At 69.2% G+C, this 16,176-nt stretch carries 19 protein-coding genes; 8 read left to right on the top strand and 11 right to left on the bottom strand.

Features of this window, described 5'->3' with window-relative positions; translation table 11 throughout:
• The first annotated feature begins 127 nt into the window (after positions 1-127).
• Complete coding sequence (gene serB, locus J7E96_RS16455; RefSeq protein WP_215132146.1) at positions 128-1,354, top strand: phosphoserine phosphatase SerB; 1,227 nt, start codon at positions 128-130, stop codon at positions 1,352-1,354.
• 48 nt (positions 1,355-1,402) lie between these two features.
• On the opposite strand, the gene J7E96_RS16450 is transcribed toward serB, so the two are convergent.
• The 4 genes from J7E96_RS16450 to J7E96_RS16440 form a co-directional block, all read right to left on the bottom strand.
• A complete protein-coding gene (locus tag J7E96_RS16450; RefSeq protein ID WP_215132144.1) occupies positions 1,403-1,921 on the bottom strand; it encodes a histidine phosphatase family protein in 519 nt (172 codons plus the stop codon).
• Positions 1,922-2,014: 93 nt separating this feature from the next.
• Entirely contained in the window at positions 2,015-2,227 is a 213-nt protein-coding gene (locus tag J7E96_RS16445) for a hypothetical protein (protein ID WP_215132142.1), read from the bottom strand.
• Positions 2,228-2,391: 164 nt separating this feature from the next.
• Positions 2,392-2,508 (bottom strand): SGM_5486 family transporter-associated protein, encoded by a 117-nt coding sequence (locus J7E96_RS37435; RefSeq protein ID WP_251060054.1) that lies wholly within the window; start codon positions 2,506-2,508, stop codon positions 2,392-2,394.
• Between the two features lie 42 nt (positions 2,509-2,550).
• Complete coding sequence (locus J7E96_RS16440) at positions 2,551-3,834, bottom strand: CynX/NimT family MFS transporter (protein ID WP_215132140.1); 1,284 nt, start codon at positions 3,832-3,834, stop codon at positions 2,551-2,553.
• Between the two features lie 75 nt (positions 3,835-3,909).
• Between J7E96_RS16440 and J7E96_RS16435 the strand changes: the two genes are divergently transcribed.
• Complete coding sequence (locus J7E96_RS16435; protein ID WP_215132137.1) at positions 3,910-4,584, top strand: FadR/GntR family transcriptional regulator; 675 nt, start codon at positions 3,910-3,912, stop codon at positions 4,582-4,584.
• 34 nt (positions 4,585-4,618) lie between these two features.
• On the opposite strand, the gene J7E96_RS16430 is transcribed toward J7E96_RS16435, so the two are convergent.
• Positions 4,619-4,987: a hypothetical protein gene (locus J7E96_RS16430; RefSeq protein WP_215132135.1), complete on the bottom strand. Its 369-nt coding sequence runs from the start codon at positions 4,985-4,987 to the stop codon at positions 4,619-4,621.
• Positions 4,988-5,102: 115 nt separating this feature from the next.
• Between J7E96_RS16430 and J7E96_RS16425 the strand changes: the two genes are divergently transcribed.
• Positions 5,103-5,438 (top strand): hypothetical protein, encoded by a 336-nt coding sequence (locus J7E96_RS16425; protein WP_215132133.1) that lies wholly within the window; start codon positions 5,103-5,105, stop codon positions 5,436-5,438.
• 17 nt (positions 5,439-5,455) lie between these two features.
• Here J7E96_RS16425 and fabI read toward each other — a convergent pair whose 3' ends face one another.
• The gene (gene fabI / locus J7E96_RS16420; protein ID WP_215132131.1) at positions 5,456-6,223 is read right to left on the bottom strand and encodes an enoyl-ACP reductase FabI; all 768 of its coding nucleotides are present in this window, start codon (positions 6,221-6,223) and stop codon (positions 5,456-5,458) included.
• 4 nt (positions 6,224-6,227) lie between these two features.
• Complete coding sequence (fabG, locus tag J7E96_RS16415) at positions 6,228-6,947, bottom strand: 3-oxoacyl-[acyl-carrier-protein] reductase (protein ID WP_215132129.1); 720 nt, start codon at positions 6,945-6,947, stop codon at positions 6,228-6,230.
• 183 nt (positions 6,948-7,130) lie between these two features.
• Between fabG and J7E96_RS16410 the strand changes: the two genes are divergently transcribed.
• Genes J7E96_RS16410 through tyrS form a run of 3 tightly spaced genes read left to right on the top strand, consistent with a single transcriptional unit; the run spans position 7,131 to position 11,363 of the window.
• Positions 7,131-8,654 carry a TldD/PmbA family protein gene (locus J7E96_RS16410; RefSeq protein ID WP_215132127.1) on the top strand — a complete coding sequence of 508 codons (1,524 nt, stop codon included), beginning with the start codon at positions 7,131-7,133 and terminating at the stop codon, positions 8,652-8,654.
• Complete coding sequence (locus J7E96_RS16405) at positions 8,651-10,042, top strand: metallopeptidase TldD-related protein (protein ID WP_215132125.1); 1,392 nt, start codon at positions 8,651-8,653, stop codon at positions 10,040-10,042. Before J7E96_RS16410 ends, J7E96_RS16405 begins: the two co-directional genes overlap by 4 nt.
• 52 nt (positions 10,043-10,094) lie before the next feature.
• The gene (gene tyrS / locus J7E96_RS16400) at positions 10,095-11,363 is read left to right on the top strand and encodes a tyrosine--tRNA ligase (RefSeq protein WP_215132123.1); all 1,269 of its coding nucleotides are present in this window, start codon (positions 10,095-10,097) and stop codon (positions 11,361-11,363) included.
• A 107-nt stretch (positions 11,364-11,470) separates the two neighbouring features.
• On the opposite strand, the gene J7E96_RS16395 is transcribed toward tyrS, so the two are convergent.
• Complete coding sequence (locus J7E96_RS16395; RefSeq protein ID WP_215132121.1) at positions 11,471-11,749, bottom strand: GlsB/YeaQ/YmgE family stress response membrane protein; 279 nt, start codon at positions 11,747-11,749, stop codon at positions 11,471-11,473.
• A 212-nt stretch (positions 11,750-11,961) separates the two neighbouring features.
• Between J7E96_RS16395 and J7E96_RS16390 the strand changes: the two genes are divergently transcribed.
• Both J7E96_RS16390 and J7E96_RS16385 read left to right on the top strand, forming a co-directional pair.
• A complete protein-coding gene (locus J7E96_RS16390) occupies positions 11,962-12,336 on the top strand; it encodes a DUF3099 domain-containing protein (RefSeq protein WP_215132119.1) in 375 nt (124 codons plus the stop codon).
• 184 nt (positions 12,337-12,520) lie between these two features.
• The gene (locus tag J7E96_RS16385; protein WP_215132116.1) at positions 12,521-12,781 is read left to right on the top strand and encodes a hypothetical protein; all 261 of its coding nucleotides are present in this window, start codon (positions 12,521-12,523) and stop codon (positions 12,779-12,781) included.
• Positions 12,782-12,789: 8 nt separating this feature from the next.
• Here the strand turns inward: J7E96_RS16385 and moaA are convergent, their stop codons facing one another.
• From moaA to J7E96_RS16370, 3 genes are all read right to left on the bottom strand, one after another.
• A complete protein-coding gene (moaA, locus tag J7E96_RS16380; RefSeq protein ID WP_215132114.1) occupies positions 12,790-13,779 on the bottom strand; it encodes a GTP 3',8-cyclase MoaA in 990 nt (329 codons plus the stop codon).
• A gap of 182 nt (positions 13,780-13,961) precedes the next feature.
• Positions 13,962-15,605 (bottom strand): cation acetate symporter, encoded by a 1,644-nt coding sequence (locus tag J7E96_RS16375; protein ID WP_215132112.1) that lies wholly within the window; start codon positions 15,603-15,605, stop codon positions 13,962-13,964.
• A complete protein-coding gene (locus J7E96_RS16370) occupies positions 15,602-15,970 on the bottom strand; it encodes a DUF485 domain-containing protein (protein WP_215132110.1) in 369 nt (122 codons plus the stop codon). The genes J7E96_RS16375 and J7E96_RS16370 overlap by 4 nt, the downstream gene beginning before the upstream one ends.
• Positions 15,971-16,176 lie beyond the last annotated feature (206 nt).

Genomic DNA, 16,176 nt, shown 5'->3' with positions numbered 1-16,176 from the left:
GACCCCGGTCCTCAAGCGCCGGACGGGCTGGATGGGGCGTCCGGCGATTGAGGACACACCTGGAGGGTGTCCGGTCCTCGGGACAGGAGGTGAGCGGGGGAAGGGGGCCGGATACGGTAGAGGCATCATGAGCGCTTCCCAGCCCAGTCAGCCCAGCCCGTCCCCTGACGCTGCCCCCACCCTTCTCGTCAAGATCTTCGGGAAGGACCGTCCCGGGATCACCGCCGGGCTCTTCGACACGCTTGCCGCCTACTCCGTCGACGTCGTCGACATCGAGCAGGTCGTCACCCGTGGCCGCATCGTCCTGTGCGCCCTCGTCACCGAGCCGACCGTGAGCACCGCAGGTGACCTGCGTGCCACCGTGCACAGCTGGGCCGACTCCCTCAGGCTCCAGGCCGAGATCATCTCGGGTACGGGCGACAACCGGCCGCGCGGCAGCGGGCGTTCGCATGTCACCGTGCTCGGGCACCCCCTCACCGCCGAGTCGACCGCCGCCATAGCGGCCACTATCACCTCGACCGGCGGCAACATCGACCGCATCTTCCGACTGGCCAAGTACCCGGTCACCGCGGTGGAGTTCGCCGTCTCCGGTACGGAGACCGAGCCCCTGCGCACCGCGCTCGCGCTGGAGGCCGCCGAGCTCGGTATCGACGTGGCCGTGGTGTCGGCAGGGCTGCACCGACGCGCCCAGCGGCTCGTCGTGATGGACGTGGATTCCACGCTCATCCAGGACGAGGTCATCGAGCTGTTCGCGGCGCACGCCGGCTGCGAGGACAAGGTCGCCGAGGTGACCGACCGGGCGATGCGCGGCGAGCTGGACTTCGAGCAGTCGCTGCACGCGCGCGTCGCGCTGCTCGCCGGGCTCGACGCCGACGTCGTCGACAAGGTGCGGCAGGAGGTGCGGCTCACTCCCGGCGCCCGCACCCTGATCCGTACACTCAAGCGGCTCGGCTACCAAGTGGGCGTCGTCTCCGGCGGGTTCACGCAGGTCACGGACGACCTGAAGGAGCGGCTCGGGCTGGACTTCGCGTCCGCCAATACGCTGGAGATCGTCGACGGAAAGCTCACCGGCCGCGTCATCGGCGAGGTCGTGGACCGTGCGGGCAAGGCCCGGCTGCTGCGCCGCTTCGCCGCCGAGGCGGGCGTACCGCTCTCCCAGACCGTCGCGATCGGTGACGGTGCGAACGATCTCGACATGCTGAACGCGGCCGGCCTCGGTGTCGCTTTCAATGCCAAGCCCGTCGTGCGCAGGGCCGCCGACACCGCCGTGAATGTGCCGTTCCTGGACACCGTGCTGTATCTGCTCGGCATTACCCGTGAAGAGGTCGAGGCTGCCGACGGCCTCACTGAGTGAGTGCGTGAGTCTGGGCCCCGGCGCGGCATTCGCGCCGGGGCCTCGTGCTCAGTCGTGCGGGGCCCAGTAGTCGAGCAGCTTGCCGACGCCGTGCTCCACGGACTTCCAGGAGCCGTTGAAGCCGACGATCGCGAACGACGCGGTCGGGAAGCCGCTCTTGGTCATCCGGGCCATCGCATCACCCTCGCTGCTGCCCGAGAGCGCGTCCGCGGCCGCGTGCATGCTGGGGTTGTGCCCGATGACGAGGAGGTCGTTCACTTCGTCCGGGGTCTCGTTCAGGAGCGCGAGGAGATCACCGAGAGTGGCTTCGTACAGCCTCTCCTCGTAGACGGTCTTGGGACGCTGCGGCAGTTCGTGCACGGCCAGCTTCCAGGTCTCGCGGGTCCTGGCCGCGGTCGAGCAAAGAGCCAGGTCGAAGGTGATGCCCGTGTCAGCCAGCCGGTGGCCGGCAACCGGGGCGTCCTTGCGGCCGCGGTCGGCGAGCGGCCGATCGTGGTCGGACACCTGCGGCCAGTCGGCCTTCGCATGCCGGAGTAGGACGATCCTGCGGGGTGTATCGACGCTCATGCATCCCAGCTTCGCACGAATCGCGCCACGGGGCGCAGGGTGTTGACGGGCTCCCCCAGCACGGGTGAACGGTGTTCCGGCGACCGGCGGGACCTAGTGGGACAGTGCCTGCTGGATGCGTTCCAGGAGGTCGGCGACCGTCGGATCGCCGGTCGCCGCGTGCGCCTCGCCCGGCCCCGCGATGAGGAGCAGCAGGACGGCGAAAGCGAGGGCGGGGAGAGCGACGGCCCACCACCGGAGGCGGATGTCGACGGCGGAGTGCCCGGCAACCGGGGTGTGGGGCCGGGTGTGCGCGCGGGCCGCCATGACCGCCTCCGTCTTCGCTGTTCGGCTGATGTACGTCGAACCTACGGAGTGCGCGCGCGGGAACCCATCCGGTGACCCACCCACTTCACCCTGACCCTGGCCCCCTAGGGGTTGGTGGGGAAAACCCCACCACCGGACGCCGGAGGTCAGAGGTCTCTCAGAGGTTACGGAGAGGCCAGCGTCGCGATGATCGAGATGATTACCGTGATGGCCATCATCGAGCCGAGCACGAGCAGCAGCTTCTTCTGGCCGTTCTGGGGATTGGGGTCGAGTACAGGCATACGGCCAGTCTCGCACCCTTTGTGCGCCCGCCCCCGGCCGGGTCAGCGCAGCTCGTCCTCGATCGTGCGGTTACGCCCGGCCAGCACGCCGACCAGAATCTGCGGCACCATCAGGCCCGCCATGAGGCCGATCGGCAGGCCCCAGCTGCCGCTGTGCTGGTAGAGCACGCCGACCAGCAGCGGCCCCGGGATCGAGAACAGGTAGCCGGTGCTCTGCGCGAACGCGGAGAGGCGGACGACGCCCGCGCCGCTCCTGGTCCGCATTCCGATCATGGTCAGGGCCAGCGGGAAGGCGCAGTTGGAGACGCCGAGCAGCAGGGCCCACGCCCAGGCGCCGGAGGCGGGGGCGACGTAGAGGCCGGCGTAACCCATGAGGCCGCAGAGGCCGAGGACGACGACGATCGGGCCCTGGGTGCGCATGCGGGAGGCGACGCGCGGGATGACGAACGCCAGCGGTATGCCCATCGCCATGGTCACGGCGAGCAGCACACCGGCCGTGCCGGCGGAGACTCCCGCGTCGCGGAAGATCTGCGGCATCCAGCCCATGGTGATGTACGCCGCGGTGGCCTGGAGGCCGAAGAAGCAGGCGAGCGCCCAGGCCGTACGGCTGCGGGTGATGCTCAGCGTGGGGGCCGGGGCGCTGTTCCCCTGCTCCTGGGCGGCGGCCGTGTGCCCCTTGGGCGACCGGGTACTGGGGTGGCGGGTCAGGACGAGCCACGGCAGTACGGCGACGGCGGCCAGGGTGCCCCACACCGCGAGGCCGGTCTGCCAACTGCCGCCCAGCGCGTGCGTCATGGGGACGGTGGCGGCCGCTGCGAGCGCGGTGCCGAGCGCGAGGGCCATCGAGTAGAGGCCGGTCAGCTGGCCGACGCGGTCGGGGAACCAGCGCTTGACGATGACGGGCATCAGGATGTTGCTGAGTGCTATGCCCATGAGGGCCAGTGCGCTGGCCGCGAGGAATCCGGGCGTACCACCCAGGAAGGGGCGGATGAGCAGGCCGAGCGCGATGGCCGCCATGCCCGCGCAGACGATCGCGCCGGGGCCGAAGCGGCGGGCGAGCCGGGGTGCGGTGAGACCGAAGACGGCGAAGCAGAGCGGCGGTACGGAGGTCAGGAGGCCGGCGACGCTGCCGCTCATGCCCAGGCCGGCGCGTACCTCTTCGAGGAGCGGGCCGAGGCTGGTGATGGCCGGGCGGAGATTGAGCGCCGCGAGGACGAGTCCGAGGATCACGAGCCGGGTGACCCAGACCGACCGCGGGCGTGGCTGCTCCTGCTGTACGGGGGCTGCGGGGGCGGGGTTCAGGGTTCGGGTCTCGTCGTGGGACATGAAAGCCATCATAGAATCATGGGATGATTGGTTGTCCAGTCGGTTGTCCAATCCTGAACTAGGAGCACGAACACCATGGCGCTGACCTCTCCCCGGCGTTCGGCTCTCGCCGACCAGGTGATCACCGAGCTGCGCAACCAGATCACCTCGGGCGAGTGGCCCGTCGGCTCGCGCATCCCGACCGAGCCCGAGCTGGTCGAGCAGCTGGGCGTGGCCCGCAACACCGTCCGGGAGGCGGTGCGGGCGCTGGCGCACAACGGGCTGCTGGACATCCGGCAGGGATCCGGTACGTACGTCATCGCCACCAGCGAGCTCGCCGGTGTCATGCACCGCCGGTTCGCGGGCGCCGACCCGCGCCATATCGCGGAGCTGCGCTCGACCCTGGAGTCGTCGGCGGCCCGGCTCGCGGCTCAGCGGCGTACCGAGCGGGATGTGCGGCAGCTGGACGCGGTGCTCGCGCGGCGGGAGGAGGCGTGGGCCTCGGGCGACGCGGAGCTGTTCGTCCGCGCGGACGCGACACTGCACCTGGCCGTGGTCGCCGCCTCGCACAACGACGTGCTCATCGGGCTCTACGCCGACCTCGGCGACCTGCTGCGCGACTGGCTGCGGGAGGACGTGGGCCAGGAGCTGCGCCCGGAGGACCACATGGATCACGGGCAGCTGATCGAGGCGATCCGGGCACGGGACGCGGAGACGGCGGCCACCGAGGCGGCGGGGTACTCGCTCAAGTGCCTCGGGGACCGGGTGTAGGCGCGTACGGCCCGCGTACGGCGCGTACGCGTCGCTACATCCGGTGGTGGCTGACCCAGGCCGCCCGGACTTCCTTCCAGCAGCGGTCGGTCAGCCGCACGGTCTGCGCGGGACCGACCTCGACGGGTGAGCCGTCCGCGTCGATGTCCCACCAGCGGTCGCACTCGGTGTGCAGCTGGACCAGGTCGGACTCGGGGTACGGGTTGTGGCAGTACGCGACGACACGCGAGCCCTCGATGGCCGTCCGGCAGGTGGAACCGAAAAGCGTGACCTTCTCGGCGACCTTCTTCGTGGGCTTGTGCTCGGGACCCGCTGCTCGCTGGGCAACGACTGGGGCAGCGATTCCGGCCAGTGCGACCGAGGCCAGCACGAATGCTGCCGCTCGACGGTTCGACGGGCGCACATGCGCCACCTCCTCCCCACAGAGCGCCGGGTATGTCCCGGTTCCCTCAGTCTGAGGGCAGCTGCCCGTCTTTTCGACTTGAGGCGACGGATCACGCACAGAGGGTTGACAGGCGATGGCCCAGAAGCTGACGAACCGCTTCCCCGAGGTCACCGCGCTGCACTACCCCACCTCGGGCCCACACTTCCACGCGTACGTCGCCATGCGCGCGAGCCGGCCGGGGCACGTGCTCTGGGCGATGGCCACCCACCTCCAGCCGCACCGCGACGTGTTCATGATCGACGGCCTGCCCGGCAGCCCGCTGGACCCGTCGTCGACGGCGGACGGTACGACGTCCCGGATGGCGCTCGACGCGACCCGGGGTCCGGACTTCGACGGCGTACGCATCCGGATCGACCCGGAGCGCACAGAAGCCGCGCGCCGTCTGCTGGACGGTCGCGCGGCTTCATGAGAGCTACAGCCGGGTACTTACGCGCCGACTGCGTGCAGGCCGCCGTCGACGTGGACGATCTCGCCCGTCGTCATCGGGAACCAGTCGGAGAGCAGCGCGACGACGCCGCGACCGGCCGGCTCCGGGTCGGACATGTCCCACTTCAGCGGGGAGCGGTTGTCCCAGACGCTCGCGAGCTCCGCGAAGCCGGGGATGGACTTGGCGGCCATGGAGCCGATCGGTCCGGCGGAGATCAGGTTGCACCGGATGTTGTCCGGACCCAGGTCACGGGCGAGGTAGCGGGAGGTGGCCTCCAGCGCGGCCTTGGCGGGGCCCATCCAGTCGTACTGCGGCCAGGCGAACTGGGCGTCGAAGGTGAGGCCGACGACCGAGCTGCCGCTGCCCATCAGCGGGCGGCACGCCATGGTGAGCGACTTCAGCGAGAACGCCGAGACGTGCATCGCGGTGGCGACGGACTCGAAGGGCGTGTTGAGGAAGTTGCCGCCGAGCGCGTCCTGCGGCGCGAAGCCGATGGAGTGGACGACGCCGTCGAGGCCGCCGAGCTCCGCGCGGACCAGGCCTTCCAGCCGGTCCAGGTGCTCGGTGTTCGTGACGTCCAGCTCGATGACCTTGGCCGGCTTCGGCAGCTTCCGCGCGATGCGCTCGGTCAGCGTGGGGCGGGGAAAGGCGGTCAGGATGACTTCGGCACCCTGCTCCTGGGCCATCTTGGCGGTGTGGAAGGCGATGGAGGACTCCATCAGCACACCCGTGATGAGGATGCGCTTGCCGTCGAGAATTCCACTCATGTGATCAGTGACCCATGCCCAATCCGCCGTCAACCGGGATGACGGCTCCAGTGATGTACGACGCGTCGTCGGAGGAGAGGAAGCGCACGGCGGCGGCGATCTCCTCCGGCTGCGCGTAACGGCCGAGCGGCACCTGGGCGACGATGCCCTTACGCTGCTCGTCCGTGAGCACCCCGGTCATGTCGGTGTCGACAAACCCGGGCGCGACGACGTTGAAGGTGATGTTGCGCGAGCCCAGCTCACGGGCGAGGGAACGCGCGAAGCCGACCAGACCGGCCTTGGAGGCGGCGTAGTTCGCCTGCCCGGCCGAGCCGAGGAGCCCGACGACGGAGGAGATCAGTACGACCCTCCCCTTCTTGGCGCGCAGCATGCCGCGGTTGGCGCGCTTGACGACCCGGAAGGTGCCGGTGAGGTTGGTGTCGAGGACGGACGTGAAGTCCTCCTCGGACATGCGCATGAGGAGCTGGTCCTTGGTGACGCCGGCGTTGGCCACCAGCACCTCCACGGGACCGTGCTTCTCCTCGATCTCCTTGTAGGCCTGCTCCACCTGCTCCGTGTCGGTGATGTCGCACCTGACGGCGAGGCAACCGAGTTCGGTGAGGGCGGCCGGCGGTTCGCCGGAACGGTACGTGAACGCGACCTTGTCGCCGGCGTCGGCGAAAGCGCGGGCGATGGCGAGGCCGATGCCCCGGTTTCCTCCGGTGACGAGAACCGAGCGGCTCAACGGATCACCCTTTCGATAGCGGTCTGGTACTGACCGAAACTATCGGTACCGGACCACGTACGGAGAATCGACCCCTGACAGCGCCACGGAGAAGTCACTGTCGGGTCTCTACAGAAAGCGGTGGGCAACGGGCCGCCGGGCGCGACATGATCTGAGGGACCGGTCCCGACGACAGGAGTCTCTGTGCCTCATTCCATCGACGAAGCGTTCACGGCGCTGCCGCTGCGCGCGCTCGCCGACGCGGCGCTCGCGCGTGCCCGGGCGCTGGGCGCCGACCATGCCGATTTCCGCTTCGAGCGGGTGCGCAGCGCGGCGTGGCGGCTGCGCGATGCCAAGCCGTCGGGTTCCTCCGACACCACTGACCTCGGGTACGCGGTACGGGTGGTGCACGGCGGCAGCTGGGGTTTCGCGTCCGGGGTGGACCTCAGCATGGACGCCGCCGCGCGGGTCGCGGGGCAGGCCGTGGCGATGGCCAAGTTGTCGGCGAAGGTGATCAAGGCGGCTGGCTCCGACGAGCGCGTGGAGCTGGCCGACGAGCCGGTGCACGCCGACCGGACGTGGGTTTCGGCGTACGACATCAATCCCTTCGATGTGCCGGACGAGGAGAAGTCGGGGCTGCTCGCGGAGTGGAGCGCGCGGCTGCTGGCCGCCGACGGCGTCGCGCATGTGGACGCCTCGCTGCTGACCGTGCAGGAGAACAAGTTCTACGCGGACACCGCCGGCACCGTCACCACCCAGCAGCGGGTGCGGCTGCATCCGCAGCTCACCGCGGTCGCGGTGGACGCGACGAGTGGTGAGTTCGACTCCATGCGGACCATCGCGCCGCCGGTCGGGCGGGGGTGGGAGTACCTGCTGGGGACCGGATGGGACTGGGACGCCGAGCTGGAGCGGATCCCGTCGCTGCTCGCCGAGAAGATGCGGGCGCCGGGTGTGGAGCCCGGGACGTACGACCTGGTGGTGGATCCGTCCAATCTGTGGCTGACCATCCATGAGTCGATCGGGCACGCGACCGAGCTGGACCGTGCGCTGGGCTACGAGGCGGCGTACGCCGGGACCTCCTTCGCGACCTTCGACCAGCTCGGGAAGCTGGCGTACGGGTCGCCGATCATGAACGTGACGGGTGACAGGACCGCCGAGCACGGGCTCGCGACGGTCGGGTACGACGACGAGGGCGTCGAGGCGCAGTCCTGGGACCTGATCAAGGACGGCACGCTCACCGGCTACCAGCTGGACCGGCGTATCGCGAAGCTGACGGGGCTCGGGCGGTCGAACGGGTGCGCGTACGCCGACTCGCCCGCGCATGTGCCGGTGCAGCGGATGGCCAATGTGTCGCTGAAACCTGATCCGGGCGGGCTTTCGACGGAGGATCTGATCGGGGGCGTCGAGCGCGGTATCTATGTGATCGGTGACCGGTCCTGGTCCATCGATATGCAGCGATACAATTTTCAATTCACCGGCCAGCGCTTCTTCCGGATCGAGAACGGCCGGCTCGCGGGTCAGCTGCGCGATGTCGCCTACCAGGCGACGACCACCGACTTCTGGGGCTCGATGGAGAAGGTCGGCGGCCCCCAGACGTACGTCCTCGGCGGCGCCTTCAACTGCGGCAAGGCGCAACCCGGCCAGGTCGCGGCCGTTTCGCACGGCTGCCCCTCAGCCCTCTTCCGCGGCGTCAACATCCTCAATACAGCGCAGGAGGCCGGTCGATGAGCCGCACAGCCAAGCCGTACGAGATCGTCGAGCGGGCGCTGGAGCTGTCCACGGCCGACGGCTGCGTCGTCATCGCCGACGAGGATTCCTCCGCCAATCTGCGCTGGGCGGGAAACGCGCTGACGACCAACGGCGTCACTCGCGGGCGTACCCTCACCGTCATCGCGACCGTCGACGGTAAGGAAGGCACCGCGTCCGGGGTGGTGTCGCGGTCTGCCGTGACCGCTGATGATCTTGAGCCGCTGGTACGGGCCGCCGAGGCCGCGGCGCGTGGCGCCGGGCCGGCGGAGGACGCCCAGCCGCTGGTGTCCGGGGTGCCGGACTCCCCGGACTTCAGGGACGCGCCCGCCGAAACCTCCTCCAGCGTCTTCACCGACTTCGCGCCCGCGCTCGGCGAGGCCTTCGCCCGCGCCAGGGCCGGGGGCCGCGAGCTGTACGGCTTCGCGAACCACGAGATGACGTCGACCTATCTCGGTACGTCGACGGGTCTGCGCCTGCGTCACGACCAGCCCAACGGCACGCTGGAGATCAACGCCAAGTCGCCGGACCGTACGCGCTCCGCCTGGGCCGGGTACTCCACGCGGGACTTCAAGGACGTGGACCCGGCCGCCGTCGACGCCGATCTGGCCCGGCGGCTCGGCTGGGCCGAGCGTCTGATCGAACTCCCGGCGGGGCGGTACGAGACGCTGCTGCCGCCCACCGCCGTCGCCGACCTGCTCGTTTATCAGATGTGGTCGTCGGCGGCCCGGGACGCCGCGGAGGGGCGGACGGTGTTCAGCAAGCCCGGCGGAGGGACTCGGGTGGGTGAGACGTTGTCCGAGCTGCCGCTGACGCTGCGCAGCGACCCGAACGAGCCCGGCCTGGAGTCGGCGCCCTTCGTCGTCGCGCACTCCTCGGGGGACGACTCGTCCGTCTTCGACAACGGGCTGCCGCTGACTCCGACGGACTGGATGCGGGACGGCAGGCTGGAGCGTCTGATCTCGACGCGGCACAGCGCGGGGCTGACCGGGCTGCCGGTGGCCCCGGCGATCGGCAATCTCATCCTCGACGGCGGGGGTGAGCGGTCGCTGGAGGAGATGGTGGCCGGTACGGAGCGCGGGCTGCTGCTGACCTGCCTCTGGTACATCCGCGAGGTCGACCCGGCGACGCTGCTGCTGACCGGACTGACCCGGGACGGTGTCTATCTCGTCGAGAACGGCGAGGTCGTCGGCCAGGTGAACAACTTCCGGTTCAACGAGTCGCCGGTCGACCTGCTGTCGCGGGCCGCCGAGGCCGGGCGCAGTGAGAAGACGCTGCCGCGCGAGTGGGGCGACTGGTTCACCCGGGCCTCAATGCCCGCGCTGCGCATCCCGGACTTCAACATGAGCTCGGTCAGCAAGGGCGTATGACCCCCATAGACTGGCCGAGAGTAATCCTCAACGTTCAAGGAGAGTCAAGACCGTGACGGACATCGTCGACGAGCTGAAGTGGCGCGGGCTGTTCGCCCAGTCCACTGACGAGGACGCACTGCGCAAGGCGCTCGCGGACGGTCCGGTCACGTTCTATTGCGGCTTCGACCCGACGGCGGCCAGTCTGCACGTGGGGCACCTGGTGCAGGTCCTCACCGTGCGCAGGCTCCAGCAGGCCGGGCACCGGCCGATCGCCCTGGTGGGCGGGGCCACCGGCCAGATCGGTGACCCGCGGCCGACCGCGGAGCGCACTTTGAACGACCCGGAGACGATCGCGAACTGGGTGACGCGGCTGCGCGGCCAGATCGAGCCCTTCCTGTCCTTCGAGGGCCCGAACGCGGCCGTCATGGTCAACAATCTGGACTGGACCGCGGGCATGTCCGCGATCGAGTTCCTGCGGGACATCGGCAAGCACTTCCGGGTCAGCAAGATGCTCGCGAAGGACTCGGTCGCCCGGCGGCTGGAGTCCGACCAGGGCATCAGCTACACGGAGTTCAGCTACCAGCTGCTCCAGGGCATGGACTTCCTGGAGCTGTACCGGCGCTACGGCTGCACGCTCCAGCAGGGCGGCAGTGACCAGTGGGGCAACCTCACGGCGGGTCTCGACCTGATCCACCGCCTGGAGCCGCACGCGAACGTGCACGCGCTGGCGACGCCGCTGATGGTCAAGGCGGACGGCACCAAGTTCGGCAAGTCCGAGAGCGGCGCCGTGTGGCTCGACCCGGAGATGACCACGCCGTACGCGTTCTACCAGTTCTGGCTGAACGTGGACGACCGGGATATCTCGCCGTACCTGCGCATCCTCAGTTTCAAGAGCCGCACCGAGCTCGAAGAGCTGGAGAAGCTCACCGAGGAGCGGCCCCAGGCCCGCGCCGCCCAGCGTGCGCTGGCCGAGGAGCTGACGACGCTGGTGCACGGCGCCGAGCAGTGCGCGGCGGTCGTCGCGGCGTCGAAGGCGCTGTTCGGGCAGGGCGAGCTCGCCGGTCTGGACGAGGCGACGCTGGCCGCTTCGCTGTCCGAGCTGCCGCACGCCAAGGTCGCGGAGCTCGGGTCCGTCGTGGACCTCTTCGTGGAGGTCGGGCTGGCCCCGAGCAAGTCGGCCGCCCGCCGCACGGTCAAGGAGGGCGGGGCCTACGTGAACAACGTCAAGGTCGCCGACGAGGACGCCGTACCGGCGCCCGATGACCTGCTCCACGGCCGCTGGCTCGTGCTGCGGCGCGGAAAGAAGAACCTGGCGGCGATCGAGGTCGCGGCCGGCTGAGTCACTCGCGCGAAGAGAAGCGGCCGGAGCGTGGGATTCCACGCCCGGCCGCTTCTCTTTGTCTGTATGGCTGTACGTACGGCGTACGGCGTACAGATGCAGATCGCTCAGGTCGTCCGGTGTTTCTTGCCCTTCATCGATGCCCAGAGCATGTCGCCCACTCCGACGATCACGATGGCGCCGATCAACTGGAGCAGATGCCGGATCCAGTCGATCCCCTTGGTGTCGTCGACGCCGATGCCCGCGGCGACAGAGTTGCCGACGATGCTGCCGAGAATGCCGAACACCACCGTCAGCCACAGCGGGATCTGCTGTTTGCCGGGGATGATCGCCTTGGCGAGCAGACCGAGGACCAGACCCACGATGATTGCCCACAACCAACTCATGTCGCCTCCTCATGCGGCGCGGTGTGCGCATGTGGTGCCCAGTCTCGGACGGCCGCCCGTACAGCGCATGCCGGACGCCGCCATACGTGATCCGGCGGTGGGCGTACGCGCAGGTAAGGGACGCCCCGAGCTCGAACGCGGCGGACCGTCGGCGTACCGTGGGAAGCGTCCGGTCAGGGAACGTCCGGCGCGGAATCGGGTGGTGGAACGTGATGCGGAAGCACAGCGGAACCGAGGTCTTCCGGATCACCGGAGCCCGGCCGGGGCTGGCCGACGACGTGCGCCGCCGCCAGCGCCGCTATGTGATCTCCATGTCGGTACGGACGGTCGCCGTGATCCTGGCCGCGGTCCTGTGGGACGTGGAGCGGTACGTCGCGATCGTGGCCCTGGCTCTGGGCCTCGTCCTCCCGTACATCGCCGTGGTCATCGCCAACGGCGGCCGGGAGAATGCCTCTTCGCTCCCCTCCACCTACATCCCGACGCCCGTCCGGCCGGCCCTGGAACGCCCCGCCGAACCGGCCGCCGAGGAACCGGCCCCGGAGGCCCCGGAACCGGGCCGTGAGCAAGAGCCGCACGAACAGAGTTGATCGCGCCCGGTCTGCAAAGCTCAATAAAAGCTCAGATCAATCATGAAGTTCCGGTGCACCACACCCCATGTCGCGTGACATACTTCGTAGGCGCTCCGCATCCCCCGTCGGAGCGACGGACCGACGCCGGGCAGCTCCCCCCGTGGCTGCTCGGCGTCGCCCTTTTTGACCTAGGGTTGAGTGCGTGAACTCCCCTGATTCCCTTCTTTTCCCCGGTTCGGCCGATGCCGGCGCCACCGTCTGCTCCGCCAAGGGCTGCCGCTCCGCCGCCGTCTGGGTTCTCGCCTGGAACAACCCGAAGCTGCACACTCCGGAGCGCCGCAAGACGTGGCTCGCGTGCGACGAGCACCGGGAGCACCTGTCCCAATTCCTCGGCGTACGCGGCTTCCTGAAGGACGTCGTGACGCTGGAGGAGTGGGAGGCCTCCGTCGCCGGAGGCGACTAATGGGCGCTTTAGCCTCCGATGGCTGACATGGGGCGGTCGGGCTGCAGGAAGGACGGATCGTCGAGACCGGAGCCCGCCTTCTTGCCCCACATCGCCAGCTTCCACAGCCTGGCGATCTCCTCGTCCGGGGCACCGGAGCGCAGGGCGCCGCGCAGGTCCGACTCCTCGCGGGCGAACAGGCACGTGCGTACCTGACCGTCGGCGGTGAGCCGGGTCCGGTCGCACGCCCGGCAGAACGGCCTGGTGACGGAGGCGATGACGCCGACGCGGTGCGGGCCGCCGTCGACGACCCAGCGCTCGGCGGGCGCCGAGCCGCGCTCGTCCTCGCCCTCGGCGGTGAGCGTGAAGCGGGTACGCAGAGACTCCAGGATGTCACCGGCGGTGATCATGCCGTCGCGCTTCCAGCCGTGCTGGGCGTCGAGCGGCATCTGCTCGATGAAGCGCATCTCGTACGCGTTCTCGACGGCCCAGGCGAGCAGGTCGGGGGCCTCGTCGTCGTTGAGCCCGGGCATCAGTACGGCATTGACCTTGACCGGGGTCAGGCCCGCGTCGCGGGCGGCCGCCATGCCGTCGATGACGTCGTGGTGGCGGTCGCGGCGGGTGAGGGTCTTGAAGACGTCGGGGCGCAGGGTGTCGAGAGAGACGTTGACCCGGTCCAGGCCGGCCGCCTTGAGGGCGACGGCGGTGCGCTTGAGGCCGATCCCGTTGGTGGTGAGGGACATCTTGGGGCGCGGCGCGAGCGCGGCGCAGCGCTCGACTATCCCGACCAGACCGGGGCGCAGCAGCGGCTCGCCGCCGGTGAAGCGCACCTCGGTCACGCCGAGGTCGGTCACCGCGATGCCGATCAGCCGCACGATCTCGTCGTCCGTGAGCAGGTCCGGCTTCGCCAGCCACTGCAGACCCTCCTCGGGCATGCAGTACGTACAGCGCAGGTTGCAGCGGTCGGTGAGCGAAACGCGCAGGTCAGTGGCTACTCGGCCATAAGTGTCGATAAGCACCCTCGACCCACTCCCCGATCCGGAATTCGTCTTTCTCGAACGTTGTCGAGCCTACGCGACACCTCTGACAACGACAGGGCTCCGATACCACGGGAGCGGTGTGGCCGCGTCGTATGACTCTACGACGCGGCCACAAGGCCCCCGCTGTGGGAAAGGAGGTGCGGTCAGTGCGGTCGGTACGCTCAGTGCGCGCCGATGCCGGTGAGTGACTTGACCTCCAGCTCCGCGTACTTCCCCTTGTCCGGCTCGTCCTTCGACAGTACGGACCCGAGCCACCCGAGCACGAAGCCGAGCGGGATCGAGATCAGGCCCGGGTTCTCCAGCGGGAACCACGCGAAGTCCGCACTCGGGAACATCGACGACGGCTTGCCGGACACGACGGGCGAGAACAGCACGAGGCCCACGGAGGTGACCAGGCCGCCGTAGATGGACCACAGGGCGCCCTGCGTCGTGAACTTCTTCCAGAAGAGGCTGTAGAGGATCGTCGGCAGGTTGGCGGACGCGGCGACCGCGAAGGCGAGGGCGACCAGACCGGCCACGTTCAGGTCGCGGGCGAGGGCGCCGAGCGCGATGGAGACGACGCCGATGGCGACCGTCGCCCAGCGTGCGGCCCGTACCTCTTCCTTCTCGGTGGCCTTGCCGCGCCGGATGACGTTGGCGTAGATGTCGTGCGCGAACGACGACGAGGAGGCCAGGGTGAGACCCGCTACCACCGCGAGGATGGTGGCGAACGCGACGGCGGAGATCACGGCGAGCAGGATCGCGCCGCCCGTGGAGCCGGCGCCGCCGCCGATCTCCAGCGCGGCGAGCGGGGCCGCCGTGTTGCCGGCCTTGTTGGACGCGATGATTTCGCCGGGCTTGAGGATCGCGGCGGCGCCGAAGCCGAGCACGATCGTCATCAGGTAGAAGGCGCCGATGATGCCGATCGCCCAGTTCACCGACTTACGGGCGGCCTTGGCCGTGGGGACCGTGTAGAAGCGGATCAGGATGTGCGGCAGGCCGGCGGTGCCGAGGACCAGGGCGATGCCGAGCGAGATGAAGTCGAGCTTCGAGGTGGCGGTGAGGCCGTACTTGAGACCCGGCTCCAGGAACGCGGAGCCCTTGCCGCTGTTGGAGGCCGCCGTACCGAGCAGGTCGGAGAGGTTGAAGTTGAACTTCAGCAGGATCAGGAAAGTGATCAGCAAGGTGCCCGCGATGAGGAGGACGGCCTTCACCATCTGGACCCAGGTGGTGCCCTTCATGCCGCCGATGGTGACGTACACGATCATCAGCACGCCGACGAGGGCGACGATAAGGATCTTGCCGGCGTCGCTGGTGATGCCGAGGAGCAGCGAGACCAGTACGCCCGCGCCCGCCATCTGCGCGAGCAGGTAGAAGATCGACACGACGATGGTGGAGGTGCCCGCGGCGGTGCGCACGGGGCGCTGGCGCATGCGGTACGCGAGGACGTCGCCCATCGTGTAGCGGCCGGAGTTGCGCAGCGGCTCGGCGACGAGGAGCAGCGCGACCAGCCAGGCGACCAGGAAGCCGATGGAGTAGAGAAAGCCGTCGTAACCGAAGAGGGCGATGGCGCCGGCGATGCCGAGGAAGGACGCGGCGGACATGTAGTCGCCGGAGATGGCGAGGCCGTTCTGGAATCCGGTGAACTGGCGGCCGCCGGCGTAGAAGTCGGAGGCGCTCTTGGTCTGACGGCCCGCCCAGACCGTGATGAAGAGGGTGGCGACGACGAAAAGACCGAAGAGGGTGATGATAAGCGGCCGGTGCTCGCTGGCGTCGCCGGCGGCGGCGAGCTGCACAGTGGTCGCCGTGGTCAGCGCGGGGCTCATGCGTCGCTCTCCAGACGGGACTTGATCGCCTCGGACTTCGGGTCGAGCTGCGTGGCGGCGTGCCGCGAGTAGAACCAGGCGATGAGGAAGGTGGTCGCGAACTGGGCGAGGCCGAGGACGAGGGCCACGTTGATGTTGCCGAAGAGCTTGGTTCCCATGAAGCCGCCCGCGTAATTGGACAGCAGGACGTACAGCAGGTACCAGGCGATGAAGGCGATCGTCAGGGGGAAGGCGAAGGAACGGTGGGCACGGCGCAGTTCACCGAATTCGGTGCTCTCCTGCACCTCGACGAATTCCTCCGTCGTGTGCCCTGTCCGGATCAGGCCCGGGCCGCCCTGGGGCGGTGGTGGTGCATCGGTTGCCACGGAATCTCCTCGCGACGCGGGTGCGGTGGGTGGGTTCGGTGGGGTGGGCAATGTGACCTCACTGGTGGGGGGGCTTGTGGTGCTCGTCCCCCTGACAACGGCACGGATGGCATCACGACTCGGTTCGGCATCCGCCATTTCTTTTCCCAACACGTTGATACGAACGCATGATCGGCGCTAGCTTCACTCGTCATGTACCCGCTCAT

This window comes from Streptomyces sp. ISL-96, assembly GCF_018614035.1.
Lineage (GTDB): Bacteria > Actinomycetota > Actinomycetes > Streptomycetales > Streptomycetaceae > Streptomyces.
The sequence above is the reverse complement of the archived record's forward strand: the minus strand, read 5'-3'. Positions and strand labels throughout refer to the sequence as shown.

What these genes read in the sequence shown, in the direction of transcription:
- serB (WP_215132146.1), top strand. Translation starts at nt 128, where the DNA reads ATGAGCGCTTCCCAGCCCAGTCAGCCCAGCCCGTCCCCTGACGCTGCC.
- J7E96_RS16450 (WP_215132144.1), bottom strand. Translation starts at nt 1,921, where the DNA reads ATGAGCGTCGATACACCCCGCAGGATCGTCCTACTCCGGCATGCGAAG.
- J7E96_RS16445 (WP_215132142.1), bottom strand. Translation starts at nt 2,227, where the DNA reads ATGGCGGCCCGCGCGCACACCCGGCCCCACACCCCGGTTGCCGGGCAC.
- J7E96_RS37435 (WP_251060054.1), bottom strand. Translation starts at nt 2,508, where the DNA reads ATGCCTGTACTCGACCCCAATCCCCAGAACGGCCAGAAGAAGCTGCTG.
- J7E96_RS16440 (WP_215132140.1), bottom strand. Translation starts at nt 3,834, where the DNA reads ATGTCCCACGACGAGACCCGAACCCTGAACCCCGCCCCCGCAGCCCCC.
- J7E96_RS16435 (WP_215132137.1), top strand. Translation starts at nt 3,910, where the DNA reads ATGGCGCTGACCTCTCCCCGGCGTTCGGCTCTCGCCGACCAGGTGATC.
- J7E96_RS16425 (WP_215132133.1), top strand. Translation starts at nt 5,103, where the DNA reads ATGGCCCAGAAGCTGACGAACCGCTTCCCCGAGGTCACCGCGCTGCAC.
- fabI (WP_215132131.1), bottom strand. Translation starts at nt 6,223, where the DNA reads ATGAGTGGAATTCTCGACGGCAAGCGCATCCTCATCACGGGTGTGCTG.
- J7E96_RS16405 (WP_215132125.1), top strand. Translation starts at nt 8,651, where the DNA reads ATGAGCCGCACAGCCAAGCCGTACGAGATCGTCGAGCGGGCGCTGGAG.
- J7E96_RS16395 (WP_215132121.1), bottom strand. Translation starts at nt 11,749, where the DNA reads ATGAGTTGGTTGTGGGCAATCATCGTGGGTCTGGTCCTCGGTCTGCTC.
- J7E96_RS16390 (WP_215132119.1), top strand. Translation starts at nt 11,962, where the DNA reads ATGCGGAAGCACAGCGGAACCGAGGTCTTCCGGATCACCGGAGCCCGG.
- J7E96_RS16375 (WP_215132112.1), bottom strand. Translation starts at nt 15,605, where the DNA reads ATGAGCCCCGCGCTGACCACGGCGACCACTGTGCAGCTCGCCGCCGCC.